The 23,861-nt window shown below is 40.0% G+C and carries 17 protein-coding genes and 2 pseudogenes; 15 read left to right on the top strand and 4 right to left on the bottom strand.

Translation table 11 applies throughout. The features are described 5' to 3' along the window. Positions 1–71: 71 nt before the first annotated feature. On the bottom strand, positions 72–2,675 hold the full coding sequence (locus tag A3GS_RS0103205) for a bifunctional 2',3'-cyclic-nucleotide 2'-phosphodiesterase/3'-nucleotidase (protein WP_018363979.1): 2,604 nt from the start codon (positions 2,673–2,675) through the stop codon (positions 72–74). A gap of 236 nt (positions 2,676–2,911) precedes the next feature. Here A3GS_RS0103205 and A3GS_RS0103200 point away from each other — a divergent pair, with 236 nt between their 5' ends. From A3GS_RS0103200 to A3GS_RS13285, 7 genes and pseudogenes are all read left to right on the top strand, one after another. Beyond that, positions 2,912–5,131: a RelA/SpoT family protein gene (locus tag A3GS_RS0103200; protein ID WP_018363978.1), complete on the top strand. Its 2,220-nt coding sequence runs from the start codon at positions 2,912–2,914 to the stop codon at positions 5,129–5,131. 7 nt (positions 5,132–5,138) lie between these two features. Then, complete coding sequence (gene dtd, locus A3GS_RS0103195) at positions 5,139–5,582, top strand: D-aminoacyl-tRNA deacylase (RefSeq protein WP_026216249.1); 444 nt, start codon at positions 5,139–5,141, stop codon at positions 5,580–5,582. Between the two features lie 133 nt (positions 5,583–5,715). Beyond that, positions 5,716–7,326, top strand: coding sequence for a glucan 1,6-alpha-glucosidase DexB (dexB, locus tag A3GS_RS0103190; RefSeq protein WP_018363976.1), 1,611 nt, complete (start codon positions 5,716–5,718; stop codon positions 7,324–7,326). Between the two features lie 171 nt (positions 7,327–7,497). Next, on the top strand, positions 7,498–7,635 hold the full coding sequence (locus A3GS_RS12865) for a hypothetical protein (RefSeq protein ID WP_018363975.1): 138 nt from the start codon (positions 7,498–7,500) through the stop codon (positions 7,633–7,635). A gap of 103 nt (positions 7,636–7,738) precedes the next feature. After that, positions 7,739–8,593: a helix-turn-helix domain-containing protein gene (locus A3GS_RS0103180; RefSeq protein ID WP_018363974.1), complete on the top strand. Its 855-nt coding sequence runs from the start codon at positions 7,739–7,741 to the stop codon at positions 8,591–8,593. A gap of 128 nt (positions 8,594–8,721) precedes the next feature. After that, positions 8,722–9,855, top strand: coding sequence for an ABC transporter ATP-binding protein (locus tag A3GS_RS0103175; RefSeq protein ID WP_018363973.1), 1,134 nt, complete (start codon positions 8,722–8,724; stop codon positions 9,853–9,855). A 203-nt stretch (positions 9,856–10,058) separates the two neighbouring features. Then, positions 10,059–10,234 (top strand): annotated as a pseudogene (locus A3GS_RS13285) (PTS sugar transporter subunit IIB); the annotation flags it as partial. Between the two features lie 257 nt (positions 10,235–10,491). Here the strand turns inward: A3GS_RS13285 and A3GS_RS0103165 are convergent. After that, positions 10,492–11,325 carry an AraC family transcriptional regulator gene (locus A3GS_RS0103165; protein ID WP_018363971.1) on the bottom strand — a complete coding sequence of 278 codons (834 nt, stop codon included), beginning with the start codon at positions 11,323–11,325 and terminating at the stop codon, positions 10,492–10,494. A gap of 110 nt (positions 11,326–11,435) precedes the next feature. On the opposite strand from A3GS_RS0103165, the gene A3GS_RS0103160 reads away from it, so the two are divergent. From A3GS_RS0103160 to gtfA, 5 genes are all read left to right on the top strand, one after another. After that, positions 11,436–13,613 (top strand): alpha-galactosidase, encoded by a 2,178-nt coding sequence (locus tag A3GS_RS0103160; RefSeq protein ID WP_018363970.1) that lies wholly within the window; start codon positions 11,436–11,438, stop codon positions 13,611–13,613. Then, positions 13,610–14,878 carry an extracellular solute-binding protein gene (locus A3GS_RS0103155; RefSeq protein ID WP_018363969.1) on the top strand — a complete coding sequence of 423 codons (1,269 nt, stop codon included), beginning with the start codon at positions 13,610–13,612 and terminating at the stop codon, positions 14,876–14,878. The genes A3GS_RS0103160 and A3GS_RS0103155 overlap by 4 nt, the downstream gene beginning before the upstream one ends. A gap of 12 nt (positions 14,879–14,890) precedes the next feature. Beyond that, on the top strand, positions 14,891–15,763 hold the full coding sequence (locus A3GS_RS0103150) for a carbohydrate ABC transporter permease (protein ID WP_018363968.1): 873 nt from the start codon (positions 14,891–14,893) through the stop codon (positions 15,761–15,763). A gap of 14 nt (positions 15,764–15,777) precedes the next feature. Next, positions 15,778–16,611, top strand: a complete 834-nt coding sequence (locus A3GS_RS0103145) for a carbohydrate ABC transporter permease (protein WP_018363967.1) — start codon at positions 15,778–15,780, stop codon at positions 16,609–16,611. Positions 16,612–16,942: 331 nt separating this feature from the next. Further along, positions 16,943–18,388, top strand: coding sequence for a sucrose phosphorylase (gene gtfA / locus A3GS_RS0103140; protein ID WP_018363966.1), 1,446 nt, complete (start codon positions 16,943–16,945; stop codon positions 18,386–18,388). Positions 18,389–18,798: 410 nt separating this feature from the next. Here gtfA and A3GS_RS0103135 read toward each other — a convergent pair whose 3' ends face one another. Further along, a complete protein-coding gene (locus A3GS_RS0103135; RefSeq protein WP_018363965.1) occupies positions 18,799–19,797 on the bottom strand; it encodes a LacI family DNA-binding transcriptional regulator in 999 nt (332 codons plus the stop codon). A gap of 152 nt (positions 19,798–19,949) precedes the next feature. On the opposite strand from A3GS_RS0103135, the gene A3GS_RS0103130 reads away from it, so the two are divergent. From A3GS_RS0103130 to A3GS_RS0103120, 3 genes are read left to right on the top strand one after another with little or no spacing between them, the layout of a single operon-like run. Next, positions 19,950–21,122 (top strand): galactokinase, encoded by a 1,173-nt coding sequence (locus A3GS_RS0103130; protein ID WP_018363964.1) that lies wholly within the window; start codon positions 19,950–19,952, stop codon positions 21,120–21,122. A 19-nt stretch (positions 21,123–21,141) separates the two neighbouring features. Further along, entirely contained in the window at positions 21,142–22,620 is a 1,479-nt protein-coding gene (gene galT, locus A3GS_RS0103125) for a UDP-glucose--hexose-1-phosphate uridylyltransferase (RefSeq protein WP_018363963.1), read from the top strand. Then, positions 22,613–23,146 carry a hypothetical protein gene (locus A3GS_RS0103120; protein ID WP_018363962.1) on the top strand — a complete coding sequence of 178 codons (534 nt, stop codon included), beginning with the start codon at positions 22,613–22,615 and terminating at the stop codon, positions 23,144–23,146. Before galT ends, A3GS_RS0103120 begins: the two co-directional genes overlap by 8 nt. Positions 23,147–23,281: 135 nt before the next feature. Here A3GS_RS0103120 and A3GS_RS11420 read toward each other — a convergent pair. Further along, a pseudogene (locus tag A3GS_RS11420) lies at positions 23,282–23,861 on the bottom strand (IS110 family RNA-guided transposase); the annotation flags it as partial.

Below are 23,861 nucleotides of genomic sequence, written 5' to 3'. Positions count from 1 at the left end.
ACAATATGTGGGGATGGACAAGACAAAAAAACGATGTGAAGTGTTCACACCGTTTAGGAGTTGTAAGCTTATTAGTGTTTGATTTTTCTAGTAAAGAAGCCTGCCAGACCAAGCAGAGAGAAGCCTAGGAAGCTAAGAACGGATGAGTCAGTTGAGCTAGTATTTGGAAGAGCAGACGCCTTGTTAGTATGGCTAGTGCTAGCTTGTCTTGACCAAGCAATGGCTGTTTGAGTGGTAGTTGCCGCTTGGGTTTGAGCATAAGCTTTGGCTACTAGGTTGTAAATGTTACTTGACTGACTTTGTTTTTCTGTGTTAATAGGGGCTTCAGTTTTTTCAGCAAGATTGGCTGATTTTTCTGTGTAAAGCAGTTGATATTCTCCAAAACCTTCTGAGCTAGACGAGCCAAGGAATTTGATATTGCTTTGACCAGCCAGGTATTTTTGAGCACTTTCTGAGGAAAGGAAGCGAATATCCAAACCTTTCAAGCTATTATCGGTAAAGCTCCAGTTGCCATCAGCAGATGGGTTGATGATCTTTTCACTGACGATGTAATCAATGATAACTTGACGATTTTCAAGGTTGAGCAGGCGTTTTTCGGCTGCATCTCGAACACCAGGGAAATTACCAGTTGCGCGGTAGTTGTTGCTGACTACGATGAAGGTCTGATTGGGATCGATAGCCTTGCCTTGATACTGCAGGTTACGAACCCGACTGGCATCAGGATTGACTAATTTACCTTCAAAGTCATACTTATTAGGCTGTGTGATGTCAAATTGATAAGTCAGGCCATCTAGCACGTCGTAGTTGTAAGAACGATAGTTGCTGTTGATTAATTGTTGAGGTGCTTTGCTGTTAGGATCAATTTGGTTGAACTGACCAGCAGACATTTCCAACCACTCCTTGATTTGGGCGCCAGTTAATTTGATAAGGGCTGTGACGTTATCATAAAGGTAGAGGTCAGCGACATTCTTGATGGCCAAAGGCCCTGCTGGAATATCAGTGTAGTAGGTGGCATCGCCGCGTGTTCCTGCCTTAAATGGTGCAGCTGCAGAGATGATTGGCAGGTTGGCGTCGGCTGTCCCAGCCAGTTGTTGTTTGGCATACCAGACTTGAGCGTTATTGACAATCTGAATGGATGGATCATCCAAGATCTGTGCAAAGTAACTGTTGATAGGAGCAGTAGTTTGGCCGACCTCTTGACGAACATAACTGATAGTTCCTTGGTGTTCGTCTTTGACGAGGTCAATCAGCTCTTGGTCGGCAGCATCAGATTTACTATCAATCTTGCGCAGTTGAGACTTGCTCTTGATGACTTGCCACTTGTTTTCCTTGTAAGTTAAGGTCATGTCCATGATACCGAGATGGTCACCGAATTTACCAGCCATGACAACAGGTTTGCCATTTATGAGACCGTTGATATCGTCAACCCCCTTGTATTTGGCATAAAAGCTGCTGCCGTCTCCATTTGGGAAATTAGCATGGGAATGCCCTGTTGCGACAGCGTCCACACCACCAATGCCAGCCAAGAAATACCCTTCATTTTCTTCACCAGATTGGTATTCGTCATCTCCGATACCAGAGTGAGCCAAGGCTAAAATAATATCAGCGCCAGCATTTTTCATGACAGGGACTAATTTTTCAACAGACTTAACAGGGTCATCCACGGTCACCTTGCCTTCAAGATTGGCCTTGTCCCAGACCATGATTTGAGGTGGCAGGACACCTGTGATACCAACTTTGATTGTGATGGGTTGTCCTTTGGTATCAGCAAAGGGTTTCTCAATAATTTTATAAGGTGTGAAATAGTAGTCGCCCGTTTTGGCATCGCGGACATTAGCATTGACAATTGGTAGACCAGCAGTGTTGACCATGCGGTTAAGGAAGTCAAGCCCATAATTGAACTCGTGATTGCCCAGTGTTTCTGCATCGTAACCCAGTTTTTCAAAGGCCTTATACATAGGGTGAGTCTGACCTTCCTTGACAGGATTGATCAAGGCCTCGTAGGTACCAAAAGGTGTGCCTTGGATGGTGTCTCCGCTGTCAACAAGGATAGTATTGCCGTTTTCTTTCTTAGCATCCTCAATCAGCAGAGCTGTTTTAGCTAGCCCAACGGTTTGTGACGGCTTATCTTGATAATAATCATAGTTGACGAGGTTGGTGTGGAGATCTGTCGTAGACAGGATACGGAGTTCAATGCTCTGTCCCTCAGTAGGAAGGCTTGGAGCAGAAGTATCGGCAAGGTTTTGAGGGGCAGTCGCTGTCTTGGACATAGCAGAGCTGTCATTTACAGTAGTAGTGGTTGTTGAATTGCCTGTTGGAGTTGGTTGAGCGGAGGCATTAGGTTCAGTGCTAGTCTCAGGCAGGGCCTGCGTGGAGCCGTTGCTTGTTTCAGAAACTGAAAGAGGCTGATTAGTCTGGATAGCAGTTATTTCAGTAGCACTAGTTGTTGCAGTCGTATTAGTTGAAGCCTCTACAGTGGCTTTAGGAGTAGATCCAGTGGGTGTAGCTGTCGCTGCTTGATTTTGAATTGCCACCTCAGTCGTTGCAGCAGTTTTTTGAACAGTGGCTGTCGGTGTTGCAGCGGGGCTTTCGTCGGCGTAAACAAGTCCAGTTGCACCGGATGCTGCTATCAGCGATAGCAAAAGAGCGCTTTTTGATAAGTAATGCTTTTTCATAATAGTCTCCTTAAAATGACTTAGACTATTATTATACAAGAAATAGTAGCCTACAACAAGTAAATTCCGAATCATAAAGTTGCTTTATTAATAGAACGTCTGTATTATATTGAATAAAATGGCTCCATAATCTTTTATCACCACGAGTCAGAGAATTAGAATTGGGATTTTTTCCATTTAGCTTAAAAAAGTGTTAAAATAGAAACAATATCAAACTGTATAGTAAGAGGGCTTATATGGCTAAAGAAGTAAATTTAACAGGAGACGAAGTTGTTGCTTTGGCAGCTACTTATATGAATGAGACAGATGTCGCCTTTGTTAGGAAAGCTTTGGAGTATGCAACGGCTGCACATTATTATCAAGTAAGGCAATCGGGTGAGCCTTACATTATTCACCCTATTCAGGTAGCGGGAATCTTGGCTGACTTGCACCTGGATGCTGTGACAGTGGCTTGTGGATTCTTACATGATGTGGTGGAAGACACGGACATTACTTTAGATAATATCGAGTTTGATTTTGGTAAGGACGTTCGTGATATCGTGGATGGTGTGACCAAGCTAGGTAAGGTTGAGTACAAGTCACACGAGGAGCAGTTGGCGGAAAATCACCGCAAGATGCTTATGGCCATGTCCAAGGATATTCGTGTTATCTTGGTCAAGTTGGCTGACCGTCTGCACAATATGCGGACGCTTAAACATTTGCGTAAGGACAAGCAAGAACGTATTTCCCGCGAAACCATGGAAATCTACGCACCACTTGCCCATCGCTTGGGGATCAGTCGTATTAAGTGGGAGTTGGAAGACCTGTCTTTCCGCTATCTCAATGAGGTAGAATTTTACAAGATTTCCCACATGATGAATGAGAAACGCCGTGAACGTGAAGCCTTGGTTGAAGAAATCGTTAAAAAAATTAAGGATTACACACAGGAACAAGGTCTTTACGGTGATGTTTACGGTCGCCCTAAGCACATCTATTCTATTTATCGCAAGATGCGTGATAAGAAGAAGCGCTTCGACCAGATCTATGATTTGATTGCTATTCGCTGCATCATGGAAACCCCTAGTGATGTCTATGCTATGGTTGGCTACATTCACGAGCTTTGGCATCCTATGCCAGGTCGTTTCAAGGATTATATTGCTGCGCCTAAAGCTAATGGTTATCAGTCTATTCACACCACAGTTTTCGGACCAAAAGGACCAATTGAAATTCAAATCCGTACCAAGGAAATGCATCAAGTGGCTGAGTATGGGGTTGCTGCTCACTGGGCCTATAAAAAAGGCATAAAAGGCAAGGTCAACCAGTCTGAGCAGGCTTTGGGTATGAATTGGATTAAGGAATTGGTTGAATTGCAAAATGAATCCAACGGTGATGCCCAAGATTTCGTCGACTCAGTCAAGGAAGATATTTTCTCCGAACGCATCTATGTTTTCACTCCAACAGGTGCTGTTAAGGAATTGCCAAAAGACTCTGGACCAATTGATTTTGCCTATGCTATCCATACCAAGGTGGGGGAAAAGGCAGTTGGGGCCAAGATTAATGGTCGTATGGTGCCCCTGACAGCTAAATTAAAAACAGGTGATACCTGCGAAATTGTAACCAATGCTTCTTCCTTTGGACCAAGTCGAGATTGGATCAAACTGGTTAAGACCAATAAGGCTAGAAATAAAATTCGTCAATTCTTTAAAAACCAAGACAAGGAAATGTCCATCAACAAGGGTCGTGATTTATTGGTGACAGAATTCCAAAATCACGGCTATGTGGCCAATAAATTTTTGGACAAGAAGCACATTGACAGCATCTTACCACGCCTTAGTGTGCGCAGTGAAGAAGCCCTCTATGCGGCCGTTGGCTTTGGTGAACTCAGTCCGATGAGTGTGTTCAATAAATTAACTGAAAAAGAACGTCGTGAGGAAGAGCGCGCCAAGGCTCAAGCTGAAGCAGACGAATTGGTCAAGGGTGGCGAAGTCAAACATGAGAAGAAGGATGTGCTCAAGGTGCGCAGCGAAAATGGCGTTATCATCCAAGGGGCATCGGGTCTACTCATGCGGATTGCCAAATGTTGTAATCCCGTTCCGGGCGACCCCATTGAAGGCTATATTACCAAGGGTCGTGGTGTTGCAATTCACCGTGCAGACTGCCACAATATCAAGAGCCAAGAAGGCTATGAGCAACGCTTGATTGAGGTTGAGTGGGACGATGACAATTCTAGCAAGGATTATTTGGCTGAGATTGACATCTACGGTCTTAACCGTTCTGGTTTACTTAATGACGTGCTACAGGTTCTCTCCAATGCGACCAAGAATGTTTCTACGGTCAATGCCCAACCAACCAAGGACATGAAGTTTGCCAATATTCACATTAGTTTTGGCATCCCTAATCTATCTGAGCTGACCACAGTTGTGGATAAAATCAAGATTATTCCAGACGTTTACTCGGTTAAAAGGACTAATGGGTGATCTGCTCATGAGGATTATCATTCAGCGCGTGACAGAGGCATCTGTTTCTATTGATGGCAAAGTAGCTGGCGCTATTGGTCAAGGTCTCCTACTCCTAGTCGGTGTAGGAGACCTTGACACAGCCGAGGATTTAGCTTACGCGGTCAGAAAGATTGTCAATATGCGTATTTTCTCAGATGACAATGGCAAAATGAATCTCTCTGTCCAAGACATCAAAGGTAAGATTCTTTCTATTTCTCAGTTCACCCTTTTTGCGGATACTAAAAAAGGCAACCGGCCAGCCTTCACAGAAGCTGCTCATCCTGATATGGCCAGCCAGTTTTATGACCAGTTCAACCAAGAGCTGGCTCAATTTGTTACCGTTCAAACAGGTGTTTTTGGAGCAGACATGCAAGTCTCGCTTGTCAATGACGGCCCTGTGACCATCAACTTGGATACCAAAGTACGCTAAATAACAATAAAACTACCGTGCTCAGACTTAGTGCTGACGTGGTAGGTTTATTATTTTTGGAGGAAAGCAAACGCAAGCGATTGCATAAAATGCTTAAATAGAGTAAAATAAACTTGAACAAAAGGAGGATACCATGAAAAAACACTGGTGGCATAAGGCAACGATTTATCAGATTTATCCCAAGTCCTTTATGGACTCTAACGGTGATGGTATTGGGGATTTAAAAGGGATTACGAGTAAGTTGGATTACTTACAAAAGCTAGGCATTACAGCAATCTGGCTGTCTCCTGTTTATCAAAGTCCGATGGATGATAACGGCTATGATATTTCAGACTATCAGGCTATCGCTGATATTTTCGGTGATATGGCGGATATGGAAGAATTGCTGGCGCAAGCTAAGCAGCGTGGCATTAGGATTATTATGGACTTGGTGGTTAATCATACGTCTGATGAGCACGCCTGGTTTGTCGAAGCGCGTGAAAATCCTGACAGTCCAGAACGTGATTACTACATCTGGCGTGACCAGCCTAATGATCTGGACTCTATTTTTGGAGGATCTGCCTGGCAATATGATGACAAATCTAGTCAATACTATCTCCACTTTTTCAGCAAGAAACAGCCTGATTTGAATTGGGAGAATGCTGCGTTGCGTCAGAAAGTTTATGACATGATGAATTGGTGGATTGATAAGGGAATTGCTGGTTTTCGTATGGATGTGATTGACATGATTGGAAAAATTCCTGATCAGAAGATCGCCAACAACGGTCCGAAATTGCACGATTACATCAAGGAAATGCACCAAGCGACTCTAGCTGGCAAGGATTTACTGACAGTGGGAGAGACTTGGGGGGCAACACCTGAGATTGCCAAGAAATACTCTAGCCCAGCCGAGGAAGAGCTGTCCATGGTTTTCCAATTTGAGCATATTGGTCTGCAACATAAGCCTAATGCCCCAAAATGGGACTATGAAAAAGAGCTGAATGTCCCAGCTCTCAAGGCTATTTTCAATAAATGGCAAACTGAACTAGAACTGGGTCAAGGTTGGAACTCACTTTTCTGGAACAACCATGATCTGCCCCGTGTTCTGTCAATTTGGGGTGATACAGCTGCCTACCGCGAAAAATCCGCCAAAGCGTTAGCTATTGCCCTCCACCTCATGCGTGGTACGCCCTACATCTATCAAGGTGAGGAAATCGGCATGACCAACTATCCTTTTAAGGATTTAGGAGAAATTGATGACATTGAGTCACTCAATTTTGCCAAAGAAGCGCTTGAAAATGGTAAGACGTCAGAAGAAGTGCTAGACAGTATTCGTATGATTGGTCGCGATAATGCCAGAACGCCTATGCAATGGGATAGTAGCAAGAATGCAGGGTTTTCAACAGCTGATAAGACTTGGTTGCCAGTTAATCCAAATCATAATACTATCAATGTCCAAGCTGCTCTATATAATCCAGAATCTATTTTCTATACTTATCAAAAACTCATCAAACTTCGCAAGGAAAATGAGTGGTTGATTGATGCGGATTTTGAACTTCTAGAGACAGCAGACAAGGTCTTTGCCTATCTCAGAAAAACTGCGGACGCTGTTTATTTGGTAGTTGTCAATGTGTCAGATGATAAACAAGTTTTTGATATGCCGATTGCTGTTTCTGAGGAAATTATTTCAAACACTGATGTTTCAACAGTTTTAACTAATAAAATGTTAGAACCATGGGATGCTTTTTGCGTGAAATTGTGCTAACTTTTTATAGCAATACAAAATCTAAGCAGGCTTTGCCTGGCCTGTATACAAAACTGGATGAATAAGAGTCATGAGAAAACTCGAATACGCAGAGAAGCGTGCAACTATCTTACCAGAAGCCTCCTATTTTATTGTTAAATATCAGGGTAGGAGGTTTTTCATATAGAAGCCATGATTGAAAGATGTTGTGGTATTGATGTCCACCAAAAATCTATCGGTTGTTGTATCTTGGTTGGTCCACTTGATACCAACAAACCTAAGAAAATTCAGAAGAAATTTTGGACAACTACTGCCGCACTTCAATTTTAGTATAGTATTATTTTTGTGAAAAAGGGTCACCTGCTTTACAGGAGAGGCGTATTTTTGTGACTATGTTATAATGATTGTATGAATCCAAGAGAAGTGAGCTACTATGAAAATTGAAACACTATTTCCAGAGGCGGTAATTCGTCAAAATAGAGATTTGTCACTGGTTCAGGATTACTTAGAATTATTGCTAGACGAGCAGTATGTTTATTTGCCAAAGACCTCCTTATCAAAACGTGAACAGCTTTTATTAGGACTATTCTCCAAAAGTTTGGTAGGGGAGCCACAGACGGTTGATGTCTGGCAGACTTATTTTTTACAAAAGCAGGGGGAAATTCCTCAAAGTTTTGAATGTGTTCAAATGCTTTACATTGAGCATCGGCAGCCATTGTCACAGGAACTGAAGGATTTTTTTACTAGTTTATTGGTTAATTTGGAGGCTTTAGTTGATTTGTCTCCAACGCGTACTTTACTTCTACTTAATCAAGAAACGTTCTTTGATGTTGAAACACTTGTTCAGGATATTTTACCGACGATTGAGAGTGATTTCGGGATGACGTTGACAGTATTTTTTGGTAATAGTTGGACAAAGTTTAAGGGTGATGAATTGCGACTTTATTTTGACAATGAAAACAGTCTCTTTTCTGATTTTATTCACTATAAGGCAGATAAAAATCTAATTTCTTTCTCACAGGCTGTTCTTTGGGGGGGAATTCATGGAAGTAATCTCTCAGCTATCAAATCTAAAATTTTGCAAGATATCAATGAGAGTAAAGATGTTAGAGATATCATCGTAACGATGTGGGAAGAGCATGGCAATTTAGTTCAAACGGCTCAAAAACTTTTTATTCATCGTAATTCTCTGCAATACAAGTTGGATAAATTTGCCAGCTTGTCAGGACTCAACTTGAAAAAATTAGATGACTTAGCTTTTTGTTATCTCCTCATTCTGATGGAGTGATTTTTAGTCACCTTGCACAAAAGACTTTGTCAGGAATGACTATACCATGAAAACGTTATCTTTGTTACAATGAAACCATCAAATAAGAAGCTCTGCTATTTTCCAGAGCAATGAAAAAGGAGCTTATCATGGTTGAATTAAATCTAAATCACATCTTTAAAAAATATCCAAACGCAACACACTATGCTGTTGAAGATTTTAATTTGGATATTAAAGACAAAGAATTTATCGTTTTTGTTGGTCCTTCAGGCTGTGGTAAATCAACAACACTTCGTATGGTCGCAGGTCTTGAAGATATCACCGAGGGTGAATTGAAGATTGATGGTGAAGTAGTTAATGACAAAGCACCAAAAGACCGTGACATTGCCATGGTTTTCCAAAACTATGCTCTTTACCCACACATGACTGTTTACGATAATATGGCTTTCGGCTTGAAATTGCGTAAATACTCTAAAGAAGATATTGACAAGCGTGTGAAAGAAGCTGCTCAAATCCTTGGTTTGACTGAGTTCTTACAACGTAAACCTGCAGACTTGTCAGGTGGTCAACGTCAACGTGTAGCTATGGGACGTGCTATTGTTCGTGATGCCAAAGTATTTTTGATGGATGAACCATTGTCAAACTTGGATGCGAAGTTGCGTGTATCAATGCGTGCTGAAATTGCGAAAATTCACCGTCGTATCGGTTCAACTACAATTTACGTCACTCACGACCAAACAGAAGCCATGACTCTTGCTGACCGTATTGTTATCATGAGTTCTACTAAAAACCCTGACGGTTCAGGAACAATCGGTCGTGTTGAACAAATTGGTACACCACAAGAACTTTACAACCAACCAGCTAATAAATTTGTTGCTGGATTTATCGGAAGTCCAGCGATGAATTTCTTCACTGTGACTGTTGAAAAAGATCGTCTTGTTAGCAAAGATGGCTTTACTCTCGCTCTTCCTGCCGGTCAAGCTAAGGTTCTTGAAAGTAAAGGTTATCTTGGCAAAGAAGTTATCTTTGGTATCCGTCCAGAAGATGTTTCAAGCAATCTTATCGTTCAAGAAACTTATCCAGATGCAACTGTCACAGCAGAAGTCATGGTATCTGAATTGCTTGGTTCAGAAACAATGCTCTATGTTAAAATTGGTGAAGCAGAATTCGCTTCTCGTGTAGAAGCACGTGATTTCCACAACCCAGGAGAAAAAGTTTCTCTGACATTTAACGTAGCTAAGGGACACTTCTTCGATATTGAAACAGAACAAGCAATTCGTTAAGAACCTCCTAAAGAATGAAATCCTCAAACTTTTGGGGATTTTCTTTTGGGAATGCAAACAGTTGCGCTATGGAGAGTTTTTCTTAATACTAAACGAAACTTATCAGAGTCAGACTAGACCTCAAAACACAGGTAGTACTGGTGTAAGGCACAGTGAGGTAGAGCCAACATTTGTTGAAAGTGTAGCTCCAGTAAAAGTAGCAACTGAAAAACTTCGATATGATATGCTTGCTCATCAAGTTAACTCATTCTATTAAGATATTAAGAAAGATACTGATGCGCTTGGTATCAAGTTGGCAGCTACAAAAAGGTGCTGAATACATTAATTAACACGTGACCCAGAAGATGCCGTAGCCTTCGTAATGTCTTACTTTGCTTAAATCACTTTATAAAAATAGGAAAAGCAAACAGACGAGTATATGTAAATATAGGTATGATAACATCCAAATCACAAACGGACAATGTGAAATCGGCATTTACGTCAATGCCTCTGCTAACAAATGGTTAAACATCGATAACGTCAGACTTGTTAAAGTCGATTAGTTATACATTTCATTTCACCCCTAAGAGCTTAGTCTCTTGGGGGATTTTGGGTGTTGTAAAAAACGTTAGGTAAGAGAATCCTAACGCTTTTTGCTTAATTTTTTAGTGTTTTTCGGTAATTGCTTGGACTTTGGTTGAAGTATTTTTTGAAGGCTTTGCTAAACGCGAGACCATCTGTGAAGCCTACGGCGTTTGCAACTTCTGAGATATGAAAAGTAGTGTTGGTAAGTAAATCAGCACTTTTTTCCATGCGGACTTGGACGATATAATCTTTGATGGCATAGCCAGTTTCTTCTTTGAAAATCTTGTAAAGGTAACTACGGTTAAGATTGAGTTTATCTGCGATTTCTCCCACTTTTAAAGAAGTTCCATATTGTGAATGAATTATTTTTTTAGTTTGTCTAATATAGTTTTGAATAAGGATACTACCATCAGAGGCTGCTTTACTGGGAGATTCTTCAATTAAGTAGGCAAGTAGCTTATAAAGTTCAGCAATCAGTTGAAGTTCAGTTACGTCATCGAGTTTTTGGTCGCGAAATTGAGTTAATTTGACGATTTGATCAAGAACTCTGGACTTAAGTGTTGAATGGCAGAAGTATTGATCTAGTAGCTGAGTTTTACTTAAAATACTTTCAGCCTTTGAACCGCTAAATCCGACCCAGAGGTATGTCCAAGGATGTTCTTTATCAGCTTGATAAAAGGTCACTTTTCCTTTGGGAAGGATAAACATATCACCAACACCAAGTTCGGTAGTTTGGCCATCAATAGTAAATTTTCCTTTACCATCAACAATAAAATGCAAAACAAAATTATCACGAAGGGTTGGTCCAAAAGAGTAATTACCTTCGCAGATTTCAGCACCGTAGTGGTCAACATTTAGATCAAAATTATTGGTATCAAATTCATTATAGGTATTTAGAACGTTCAAATTATCATCTCCTCTATAAGCAACATTTTACCATATTTGTCCAACATCCTACCATTTAACAAAGGGGAATTTGGTGGTAAAATTTTAGTAAAAATAGAGGAGGAAAACTTGTGGGAATTACAATCAAAGGAAATCTTTTCTATATTCAGAGTAAAGAGATGTCAATGATTATTGAGAACCGAGAAGGTGATTTACTTCTTCGTCATATTGGGGGTAAAATCGCTAACTATCACGGTTCAAATGCGATATTGGAGAAAGATCATGCTTTTTCAGGCAATCCGACTCCCGATAATCGTACGTTTAGCTATGATACCCAACGTCAAGTATTTGGTGTGCATGGCTTTGGTGATTTTCGTTGCCCATCACTTAAAATTCAACATGATAACAATGAATTAACACAATTTAAGTTAAAAGATAGTCATATTTTACATGGAGTTGTTGAGGCAACAGGATTACCTAATCCTTATTCAACAGAAAGTGCCGAGACACTAGTGCTTGTCTTAGAAGATGAATTTGCTAAGTTGCGTCTGACGCTTTATTACACAGCTTATGCAGATCGTGCAACTATTTCAACCTTTGCTAAGATTAGTAATCTATCCGATAGAGCTGTTGTCATCAACCGTGCTTTATCAACTATGCTTGATGTACCTGCTGGAAATTATGATGTGGTGACTTTGCAAGGCGCTTATGCGCGTGAGAAAACAGTTCGTCGTCAAAAAGTTGAGCAAGGCATCTTTAGCATCGCTTCGAATCGCGGAGCTTCTGGTCACGCTCAGACCCCAGCTATGATTTTGTGTGATGGGACAGCGACGGAGGAGGCTGGTCAGGCTTTAGCTCTTCAATTACTTTATAGTGGTAATTTCCAAGCATTTTTCCAAAAAAATCAATTGAATGAAGTTCGTCTGGGAATTGGCATTAATGATGATAACTTTGCTTGGCAATTAGCAGCTGGAGATAATTTTGAAACGCCAGTGGCTTTGATGACTTATTCGGCAAAAGGTTTGACACATTTAAGCCAAGAAAGCCAGTTATTTGTGCAAAATCACATCATGCCAAAACAATTTGCCCACGTTGAGCGTCCGATTCTTATCAATAACTGGGAAGCGACTTATTTTGATTTCAAGAAAGAAAAATTGCTGGATTTAGCTGATGAAGCAAGTAAACTCGGTATTGAACTCTTTGTTTTAGATGACGGTTGGTTTGGAAATCGATTCGACGATAATCGTGCACTTGGTGACTGGGGTGTCAATGAAGAAAAACTTGGTGGACCATTGAGTGATTTGATTGATAAAGTTCATGCTAAAGGCTTGAAATTTGGTTTGTGGTTTGAACCGGAAATGATTTCTGTAGATAGTGATCTTTACCGCTCCCATCCGGATTGGGCTATTCAGGCTGAGGGTCGAGGACACACTTATTCTCGTAACCAATTGGTGCTTAACCTTGCCAACCCTGATGTGGTAGCTTATATTAAATCAGCTATTGACAAGATTTTAACAGAAAATGCTATTGATTATGTCAAATGGGATTATAACCGTAACATCACAAATATCGGAAATGGCGACTCAGCTCTTGCCACTAAGATGCAATCCCATGCATATATGTTAGGTTTGTATGATTTGGTATCCTATTTGACTGGAAAACATAGCAATATTCTCTTTGAATCATGCTCAGGTGGCGGTGGTCGAAACGACCTTGGAATGATGCGCTACTTCCCACAAGTTTGGGCTAGTGATAATACAGATGCCATTTCTCGTTTGCAAATTCAATATGGTTCAAGCTATCTGTACCCAACTATCTCTATGGGTTCCCATGTTTCAGCAAGCCCAAATCACCAAATGGGACGCACAACACCAATTGAAACACGTGGAAATGTTGCTATGATGGGAAATCTTGGCTACGAACTTGATTTGACAAGCCTTCCAGAAAGTGAAAAAGAAGTGATTGCTACTCAAGTTTCTCACTACAAAGACATTCGTCCAGTTGTCCAATTTGGGAAGCATTATCGTCTTATCAATCCAGAACAAGGCGCAAATGAAGCGGCTGTGCAATTTGTCTATGAAGATAAAGTCGTTGTAACTTACGTTCGCACACTTTCAATGATTGAAACAATTGAAACGACGCTAAAACTGAAAGGTTTAGAGGAAGCAGATACCTATCGCTTACAAGAAACAGGACAAATTTTCTCCGGGGCTGAACTCATGTATGCAGGTTTGACCGTAACTCTCCCACAAGGTGACTATCTCAGCAAACAATACTATTTTGTGAAACAAAAAGGAGGTTTTCAATGAAATGGCGTAAACAATTGATAGCTGCTGGCATAGTAGCTTTAGCTACCACTGCTGGTTTAATATTGACGGCGTGTTCAAAAGAGGATGACACATCGGCTGATGGCAAGGTAACCATTGAATATTTTAATCAGAAGAAAGAAATGGATGCTACTTTAAAAGAAATCATTAAAGATTTTGAAAAAGAAAATCCTAAAATCCATGTTAAGATGACCAGTGTTCCAGATGCTGGTACAGTCTTGAAGACACGCGTCTTGGCAGGAGATGTGCCTGATGTCATTAATATTTATCCTCAAAATATGGACTTTCAAGAATGGGCAAAAGCAGGTTATTTTTATGATATGACTGGTAAAGCATATCTTAATAATTTAAAAAATCACTATGCCAATGAATATAAGATTAACAAAAAAGTTTATAGCGTTCCTTTGACAGCTAATGTTTCAGGGATTTATTATAATAAAACAAAATTTAAAGAACTGGGCTTAAAGGTTCCTGAAAATTGGGATGAGTTCGTTAAATTGGTAGAACAAATCAAGGCGAAGAAAGAAACACCATTTGCCCTAGCAGGAACAGAAGGCTGGACCTTAAACGGTTACCATCAGTTATCCTTGATTTCAATTACTGGCAGTGCGGATGCTGCCAATAAATACCTTCGTTTTTCACAACCAAATTCGATTAAGACTAGTGATAAAGTGCTTAAAGAAGACATGACACGTCTTAATCTTTTAGCCGATGAGGGCAACCAGCAAAAAAACTGGAAAGGTGCTTCCTATAATGATGCCCTCGTGGCCTTTGCTAATGAAAAAGCTCTCATGACACCAAATGGTTCCTGGGCATTGCCAGCTATTAAACAGCAAGATCCAAAATTTGAAATTGGCACCTTTGCTTTTCCGAGTAAAAAGTCTGGAGATGGAATAACTGTTGGAGCTGGAGATTTAGCCCTATCAATTTCCGCTAAAACAAAGCACCCTAAAGAGGCTGAAAAATTTATTAAATATATGACAACTGCTAAAGCTATGCAAAAATATTATGATGTTGATGGTTCACCAGTAGCAGTTAAGGGGGTTAAGGAAGACAAGAATTCACCTTTGCAGCCCCTGAATAAATTAGCCTTTACCGATAAGCATTATGTATGGTTAGGTCAGCATTGGAATAGTGAAGATGATTTCTTCACGACGACGACAAACTATCTAATGACAAAAAATGGTAAGGGGCTGGCCGACGGTCTTAACGCTTTCTTTAATCCAATGAAAGCAGATGTTGATTAGGAGGGATAAGGAATGACTATCAGAAAATTTTTAAATAAATACTGGGGTTGGACATTTTTAATTGTTCCCCTTATCTTACAAGCTGTATTCTTTTATTTCCCTATGATTCAAGGAGCTTTCTACAGCTTTACCAATTGGACTGGTCTGACCTATAATTTTGATTTTGTTGGCATCAGTAATTATAAGATTTTGATGACTGATGGAAAATTTATGAAGGCTATTGGCTTTACTTTAATTTTGACTCTGGCCCTGATTGTTGGTGAAATTGTCCTTGGAATCATTATCGCGCGTGCTCTCAATGCTAAAATAAAAGGAAAAACTTTTTTCAGAGCTTGGTTTTTCTTCCCGGCTGTTTTATCTGGCTTAACTGTATCTTTGATTTTTAAGCAAGTTTTTAATTATGGACTCCCAGCAATCGGCAGTGCTTTGGGACTTAAATTTTTAGAAACAAGTATGTTGGGAACAGCGAACGGGGCTGTTATTGCTTCAATTTTCGTTCTTTTGTGGCAAGGTGTCGCTATGCCTATCATTCTTTTTCTCTCAGGCCTTCAAAGTATTCCATCAGAAATTGTCGAAGCAGCAGCAATTGATGGTGCTGACAGCAGACAGACTTTTTGGTCAATCGAGCTACCTTACTTACTTCCAAGTATTTCCATGGTTTTTATCATGGCTTTGAAAGCGGGTTTAACAGCTTTTGACCAAATCTTTGCTTTAACAGGTGGTGGTCCAAATAATTCAACAACATCACTAGGTCTTTTGGTCTACAATTATGCCTTTAAGAGCAATCAGTACGGCTATGCCAATGCTATCGCTTTGATTCTCTTTATTATCATTGGAATTGTTTCTGTACTGCAAATTAAACTCTCTAAGAAATTTGAAGTTTAAAGGAGACTAGTGTCATGAAAAAAGATGAAAAATTGAATTATTTTTGGAAATATGTTCTTTTGGCTGCAGGCGGTATTTTAATTCTAATTCCCCTCTTGGTCACTGTCTTTAGTTCTTTTAAGAAAACTAAGGATATTATGAATCATTTCTTTGCTTTTCCAAATCCCATTACTTTGGATAACTATAAACGTTTGTTAGCTGATGGTGTTGGAGGATATTTTTGGAATTCAACGGTTATCACCGTCTTATCAGTTCTAGTGGTTATGCTCTTTATTCCTGCAGCAGCTTATTCCATTGCCCGTAATATGTCTAAAAGACGTGCCTTTAATATCATGTACAGTCTTTTGATTTTAGGGATTTTCGTCCCCTTCCAAGTTATCATGATTCCTATTACGGTTATGATGAGCAAATTAGGGCTAGCTAATATGTGGGGGTTGATTATTCTCTATTTAACTTATGCTATTCCGCAGACTCTCTTTCTTTATGTTGGTTATATTAAATTAAGTGTTCCTGACAGTTTAGATGAAGCTGCCGAGGTTGATGGTGCGGATAAATTTACAACTTATCGTAAAATTATTTTTCCTATGCTAAAACCAATGCATGCAACGACTTTGATTATTAACGCGCTTTGGTTCTGGAATGATTTTATGCTGCCTCTGTTGATTCTTAACAAGGATTCAAGCATGTGGACGCTTCCTTTGTTCCAATACAATTACAGCGGACAATACTTTAATGACTATGGTCCAAGTTTTGCATCTTATATCGTAGGAATCATTACCATTACGATTGTCTACCTCATTTTCCAAAAACATATCATTGCTGGTATGAGTAATGGAGCGGTGAAATAAGGATACAGAAGGCCTATAGCGGGCACAGTGAAAATAGGGAGATGGCGAAGTGTCGCTCAGACACAAGGAGACTCTTCCTTTTTCACCAAGCCTGTAGCTCGAGTTTGACTTAACTTGCTATATTTGATGGTTGCTAAAGCATCTCGTCAAATAACGCTAACCACAATGGCCGGATTGCTAGTAAGATTTAAGGTCTATAGCGGGATCAGTAAAAATAAGAATTTAGACGAAGAACGTGTACATTCTAGGAAAAATTATTTTTTGCTACGCTTATAGGTTGTGTTCAACGATATCACAATATAAATGATGAAAATAAAACAAAGGAATCATTATGGGAATTCAAAATAAAACAATGTTAATCACTTACTCGGATAGTCTGGGTAAGAATTTGAAAGAGTTAGCGGATAATCTTGAGAAGTACTTTGGGGAAGCAGTTGGTGGTATTCATCTTTTACCATTCTTCCCATCAACGGGTGACCGCGGTTTTGCCCCTGTTGATTATGACGAGGTTGATTTTGCATTTGGTACTTGGGATGATGTGAAGAATTTAGGTGAAAAGTATTATCTCATGTTTGATTTCATGATTAATCATATCTCTCGTCAATCAAAATATTATAAAGATTATCAAGAAAAACACGAAGCCAGCGCTTATAAAGATTTATTCCTTAATTGGGATAAATTCTGGCCAGAAAATCGTCCGACACAAGCTGATGTAGACTTGATTTATAAGCGTAAAGATCGTGCACCAAAACAAGAAATTCATTTTGCCGATGGCTCAGTTGAGCATTTGTGGAACACATTTGGTGAGGAACAGATTGACCTTGATGTGACAAAAGAGGTGACCATGGATTTCATTCGAAAGACCATCGAACATTTGGCAGAAAATGGCTGTGACCTCATCCGTCTAGATGCATTTGCTTATGCGGTTAAGAAATTGGATACCAATGATTTCTTCGTAGAGCCAGACATTTGGGACTTACTTGATAAAGTGCGTAGCATTGCAGCTCAATCTGGCACAGAATTGCTTCCAGAAATTCATGAGCATTATTCAATCCAGTTTAAGATTGCTGAGCATGGCTATTATGTTTATGATTTTGCACTTCCCATGGTGACGCTTTATAGCTTATATAGTGGCAAAGTTGGCCGCTTGGCGAAATGGTTGAAAATGTCGCCAATGAAGCAATTTACAACGCTTGATACACACGATGGAATTGGTGTGGTTGATGTTAAAGATATTTTGACAGATGAGGAAATTGATTACACCTCCAGTGAACTTTATAAAGTTGGTGCTAATGTCAAACGCAAATACTCATCTGCTGAATACAATAATCTTGATATTTATCAAATCAATTCGACTTATTATTCTGCGCTCGGTGATGATGACAAGAAATATTTCTTAGCACGCTTGATTCAGGCTTTTGCACCAGGTATTCCACAAGTTTATTATGTTGGCTTTTTAGCAGGAAAAAATGACCTTGATTTGTTAGAAAAAACAAAAGAAGGCCGCAACATCAATCGTCATTATTACACGAGTGAAGAAATCGCTGAAGAAGTCAAACGCCCAGTGGTTCAAGCTTTGCTCAAACTCTTTACTTTCCGAAATCACTCAGCTGCTTTTGACCTTGAAGGCAGTATTGATGTAGAGGTATTAGATGAAAACACGCTTATAATCACTCGTCGTAATCAAGGTAGCAGTGTGGTTGCAGACGCTACAATCAATCTAAAAGACTTAAGTTATACGGTTAAAGAAAACGGGAGAGAGATTGTCTTTTTATAATCAAAAAGAAGAGAACTCGTCTTCTTTTTAGCGGAATGAAGCAATGCTTGATTATTCTAGAAAATGTGGTATTATGGCAATTTGGATCTATTAGGTTTACAATTCCCAATTTGCTTTTTAGGCTCATGAAGAAGTTGGTCAAAATGTAATCCGGCTTTAATACTTTGGACAAGTTTACAGTAAAAAACGCGTAGAATCAATGTTTTTGATAACTTGATTTTATGCGTATTTACTTTTTCAATAGTTTTGGCCTAGATGACTAACATCATTAACTCGTCAACCACAAAGCCCTCACTAAGATTATACACCTAGTGAGGGCTTTATGTTTGTTTTCATTATTCTGTGGATGAGGGCGGAGCAATCATGGATGTTTTGCCCGCGTCTTTGTCTCATTCTTTTGTTGATAATTTTTATTTCGTGCTGTCTCGCAATGTTAGTGTGGTTGCGAGTCTTGTCATTGTTGGGATAGTGTTATGGTTGATAAGTTGGCGGTTAAGGATGTCAACTGCAGTCCGTCCCATTTCTTCGGTATAAACAGTGATGCTTGATAGGGCTGGAAAGACTTGTTTCGTTAGTGGAGTGTCGTTAAAAGAGATGAGGCTGACGCGGTCTGGCACAATGATACTAGCTTCTTGGAGAGCGCGAAGCGCACCGATTGCAAGGGTATCGTTGGCAACAAAGAAAGCTTGAGGGAGGTCATTACCAAGTTCGGTAATGGCTTTTTTCATTAATTCATATCCTGCTTGTGCTGAAAAATCTCCGACAAATACGTAGTTAGGATTGTAGAGATTATTTTCATAGGCGTAATTTTTGAAAGTACGGAAGCGTTGGTCAACGATAAGTTCTTGTTGGTCGGTTGTGCGTTCTTCGCCAGCAATCATCCCGATTTTTGTGAACCCTTGATCCATAAAGTAATCAAGCACCTTGACAACGGCATTATCAAAATCAGTGGTCACGCAAGGGTGTCCTGCATTAAGTGTGTCGCTGTCAACAAAAACAAGATTTTGAGACAATTTTTCGAGCTTTGAAATTTGTGCGCTAGAAAATTTACCAATGGCAATAATACCACAGATGTTTTCAGAAATCGTTAAAATGTCATTATTAAAGTAACGAATAATATCATAGCCCAGCTCTTGAGCGCGTTTTTCGAGTCCGATACGAATGCTGTAATAATAGAGGTCATTGAGTTCTTCTTGCTTGCTGTACCATTGCACAATAGCAATTTTTTGCCGTTCTTGTAAAATATTCGTGCTGCGTTTATGCTTTTCGTACCCCAACTCTTCAGCAACGGTTAAAATGCGATGCCGTGTTTCCTCGCTAACAGAAAGGGTAGCATCTTGATTAAGCACCCGAGAAACGGTCGCTGATGAAACCTTTGCCAACTTTGCAATGTCTTTTAATGTAGCCATAAGTCATCCCTTCTTTCTTATCTTTTCTTTAGTATAGCACAAAAATAACACAAAGAAAATTTTAAGTAAAATTTTAGTAAAATTATTGACTTGGAATAAGGACAGGTGTACAATGAAACCGTAATCATAGAAGAAATAAAAAGGAGACCCTCATGAAAGTTACAGAATTAAAAGAAGCCTTCACAGCCGTATTTGGCAATGAAGCAGACGCAACCTTTTTCTCACCAGGACGTATCAATTTGATTGGTGAACATACAGACTACAATGGTGGTCATGTTTTCCCAGCGGCTATCACACTTGGAACATACGGTGCAGCTCGCAAACGTGATGACCAAACACTTCGTTTTTATTCAGCAAACTTTGCTGATTTAGGCATTATCGAGGTTGACCTTGCTAATCTTGTCTTTGATAAAAAAGACAGCTGGACCAATTATCCAAAAGGGGTCATCAAATGCTTGCAAGAAGCTGGACATACGATTGCTACCGGTTTTGACCTTTATGTCAATGGGAATATTCCAAACGGTTCAGGCTTGTCATCATCAGCTTCGTTAGAGCTCTTGGTCGGAATTGTTGCTGAAGAATTATTTGACCTCAACTTAGACCGTCTTGACTTAGTAAAAATTGGTAAACAGACTGAAAATGAATTTATCGGCGTTAATTCAGGAATCATGGACCAATTTGCCATCGGTATGGGAGCTGACAAGCAAGCTATTTACCTTGATACCAACACATTAGAATACGACCTTGTGCCGCTTGATTTAGGTGACAATGTCATTGTTATCATGAATACTAACAAACGCCGTGAATTGGCTGATTCAAAATACAATGAACGTCGTGCCGAATGTGAAAAAGCCGTTGAAGAATTGAATCAAGCGCTTGATATCAAGACACTTGGTGAACTTGATTTGCAAGCTTTTGATGAATACAGTTACCTCATTAAAGATGCCAATCGTCTCAAACGTGCTCGTCACGCTGTTTGGGAAAATCAACGCACTCTTCAAGCCAAAGAAGCTTTGATTGCAGGTGAACTTGAAAAATTTGGTCGTTTGGTCAATGCCTCACATGTATCACTTGAGCATGATTACGAAGTGACTGGTATTGAGCTTGATACCCTTGCTCATACCGCTTGGCAACAAGAAGGTGTCCTTGGAGCTCGTATGACAGGAGCGGGCTTTGGTGGCTGCGGTATTGCCATTGTCGCTAAAGATAAAGTTGATGAATTCACCCAAAATGTCGGCAAGGTTTATACAGAAATCATTGGCTATGCGCCAGCTTTCTACATTGCTGAAATTGCAGCTGGCTCACGTGTCTTGTCTCGAAAATAAGTAAGATTAGAGAAGAAAAATGAAACTTTTAGATACTTTTGTTGCTAAAGTCATTGCAGTTAGCGACTACACAGCAGATGATATGTTTTACTTGCGTAACCGTGTCCTTGCCCTTGTTGGCGAAGAAGGCGCACAGCAAGAAACGAAGCAAACAGAGCTTATTGCTCTCAAAGATGAACTGGTTGACCTAGCCGTGCAAAATGGCAAGGTTGGTGAATTGGTGGCTGAAAAAGATTGTTTGGGTGCTGAGCTAATGAATTTTATCACGCCTGTCCCAAGTCAGGTGAACCGTAAATTCTGGGATACTTATGCAAAATCTCCTCAACAAGCTATCGCAGATTTTTACGCCCTCAGCAAACGCAACGATTATATTAAAGTTGCCGCAATCGCAAAAAATATTGCCTTTACAACACCATCACAATATGGCGATATTCAAATCACAATCAATTTATCAAAACCTGAAAAAGACCCCAAAGCTATTGCACAAGCTAAACTGGTCAAAGCTTCCTCATATCCAAAATGCCAACTTTGCATGGAAAATGAAGGCTACCAAGGTCGGATTAACCATCCTGCCCGCGCTAATCACCGCATTATCCGTATGAATTTGGGTGATGAAAAATGGGGCTTCCAGTATTCACCTTATGCTTACTTCAATGAGCACTGCATTATTTTAAATACTGAGCATGTGCCAATGGTTATTAGCAAGGATACTTTTGCGCAATTATTGGACATTGTTGATATTTTCCCAGGCTATTTTGCAGGGTCAAATTCTGATTTACCAATTGTTGGTGGGTCAATTTTGACACACAATCACTATCAAGGTGGGCGTCATGTCTTTCCTATGGAAATAGCAGAGCTAGACCGTGAGTTTCATTTCAAAGGCTTTTCTGATGTGACAGCTGGTATTGTCAAATGGCCAATGTCTGTTATTCGTTTACGTAGCGAGGACAGGAACCACTTGGTTGAATTGGCTGAAAAAATTCGCTTGGCTTGGCGTGATTATTCTGATGATAGTGTTGATGTTGTCGCTTATACAGGAGACACACCGCACCACACCGTGACTCCAATTGCCCGTAGACGTGATGGCGTCTTTGAACTGGATATTGTTTTGCGTGACAATCACACGACAGCTGAATTTCCAGACGGTGTTTATCATCCGCACGCTGATGTGCAGCATATCAAAAAAGAAAATATCGGTCTGATTGAGGTCATGGGCTTAGCTATTTTGCCGCCAAGGCTCAAAAATGAACTGACAGAGGTTGAAAAATACCTCCTGAGCCAGTATAATGAAGTAGCAGACTATCACAAAGATTGGGCGGATGCCATCAAAGCAGACCATCCTGATGTGAGCGAAGCAACTGTTTCAGAAGTTGTCAAACAAGCTGTCGGGCAAACCTTTGTTCGTGTTTTAGAAGACGCAGGTGTTTACAAACGTGATGAAAAAGGTCAATCTGCCTTTATGCGTTTTGTAGAAAGTATTGGAGTTATCAATGTCTAAACAGTTGGGAATCAGAGAGTTGCGTCAGCACATCCGTGCCTTATCTGAAAAAGAAAGAGAAGATTTGATTTGCCATCTATATAAGAAAAGTAATGAAGCTAGCCTTTTATTGGAACAACTGTTTTTAGGGCCGGAAGCCAATGAAACGATTGTTAGAGAATTTGATCAAAAACTTGAGAAAATGTATAGGCGCATTCGATCGTTTGAGTTTAAAAATGCCAAAAAACTTTTCAGAGAGACCAAGAAGGTTGTAACAGATGTTACTTTGCTAGCTGAAATCAACCTCAGTTTCGCTTATTATGCGACAGTGTTTACCTATGACTATGGTGATATGTACGAGGATTTTTATGATACAACTGCGAAAGCCTTTATCGCAGCTATGAACGAAGCTGAACGCAATCCAGACTTTGCTCGCAAGCACCAAAAGAGATTTCGTGATATTTACGAAATGGCAAATTGGATGGCTTGGGGTTTCGGTGAAGTTGTGGTTGAAGAGTTTGCCAGAGTTGATTGGGACAATATTTAAATAATAGTCTAGTGGTAAAAAGTCAATAGAAAGTTGAGAAAATTCTAGTTGATTTTTTAGAAAACAGGGTGCACTAAAAACACCTAGTGAAAATCGCTTTTTTTCACTAGCTTAACCAAGGACTTGTGCAGATCATTATCTATCTTCCATAAGCCTCCTTGGTGGCGTATAGAGTTGGCGATTGCGTAGTAGCGCATCCACCAGACGCACAAATTTTCTAGCGGTTAAGACGATGGCTCGTTTGTGTTGATGTTTAGGAACTTCATGATACTTCTTCTTGTAAAAGGTTTGATATTCACTATCATGTCGTCTGACCGAGTTGGCGGCTTCAACTAAGTAATAACGGAGATAGCGGTTGCCTCGTTTGACAAGTTCCGTATTTTGAGAGTTAGTGTTCCCAGATTGATTCTGTTTCCAATTCAATCCTGCCTATTTAGCGACTTGAGGATGGTCTTTAAAGCGCTCAATCTGTCCAATTTCAGCGATAATTCCTGCAGCGTAAACTTTACCAACACCAGGCACAGAAGTTAAACACTGGTATTCAGGNATGACTTCNACCATNTNTTCAATAGCTTTATCAATATCCTTAATCATTTGTTCCAGATTTCGGATTTCTCGAGCTAATAGCCCGAGAACAACATTGACGGAATCTTGTTGGAGCTTAGGCAGACGATAAGAGCCATTGACAGCTGATTGAATAGCTTTAGCTAATTTT

The sequence above is a fragment of the Streptococcus caballi DSM 19004 genome (genome assembly GCF_000379985.1).
Classification (GTDB): Bacteria; Bacillota; Bacilli; order Lactobacillales; family Streptococcaceae; genus Streptococcus; species Streptococcus caballi.
The sequence above is the reverse complement of the archived record's forward strand: the minus strand, read 5'-3'. Positions and strand labels throughout refer to the sequence as shown.

Bases quoted from the DNA above. Each gene is read 5' to 3' on its own strand.
- A3GS_RS0103205 (WP_018363979.1), bottom strand. From the start codon at position 2,675: ATGAAAAAGCATTACTTATCAAAAAGCGCTCTTTTGCTATCGCTGATA.
- A3GS_RS0103200 (WP_018363978.1), top strand. From the start codon at position 2,912: ATGGCTAAAGAAGTAAATTTAACAGGAGACGAAGTTGTTGCTTTGGCA.
- dtd (WP_026216249.1), top strand. From the start codon at position 5,139: ATGAGGATTATCATTCAGCGCGTGACAGAGGCATCTGTTTCTATTGAT.
- dexB (WP_018363976.1), top strand. From the start codon at position 5,716: ATGAAAAAACACTGGTGGCATAAGGCAACGATTTATCAGATTTATCCC.
- A3GS_RS12865 (WP_018363975.1), top strand. From the start codon at position 7,498: ATGATTGAAAGATGTTGTGGTATTGATGTCCACCAAAAATCTATCGGT.
- A3GS_RS0103180 (WP_018363974.1), top strand. From the start codon at position 7,739: ATGAAAATTGAAACACTATTTCCAGAGGCGGTAATTCGTCAAAATAGA.
- A3GS_RS0103175 (WP_018363973.1), top strand. From the start codon at position 8,722: ATGGTTGAATTAAATCTAAATCACATCTTTAAAAAATATCCAAACGCA.
- A3GS_RS0103155 (WP_018363969.1), top strand. From the start codon at position 13,610: ATGAAATGGCGTAAACAATTGATAGCTGCTGGCATAGTAGCTTTAGCT.
- A3GS_RS0103150 (WP_018363968.1), top strand. From the start codon at position 14,891: ATGACTATCAGAAAATTTTTAAATAAATACTGGGGTTGGACATTTTTA.
- A3GS_RS0103145 (WP_018363967.1), top strand. From the start codon at position 15,778: ATGAAAAAAGATGAAAAATTGAATTATTTTTGGAAATATGTTCTTTTG.
- gtfA (WP_018363966.1), top strand. From the start codon at position 16,943: ATGGGAATTCAAAATAAAACAATGTTAATCACTTACTCGGATAGTCTG.
- A3GS_RS0103135 (WP_018363965.1), bottom strand. From the start codon at position 19,797: ATGGCTACATTAAAAGACATTGCAAAGTTGGCAAAGGTTTCATCAGCG.
- A3GS_RS0103130 (WP_018363964.1), top strand. From the start codon at position 19,950: ATGAAAGTTACAGAATTAAAAGAAGCCTTCACAGCCGTATTTGGCAAT.
- galT (WP_018363963.1), top strand. From the start codon at position 21,142: ATGAAACTTTTAGATACTTTTGTTGCTAAAGTCATTGCAGTTAGCGAC.
- A3GS_RS0103120 (WP_018363962.1), top strand. From the start codon at position 22,613: ATGTCTAAACAGTTGGGAATCAGAGAGTTGCGTCAGCACATCCGTGCC.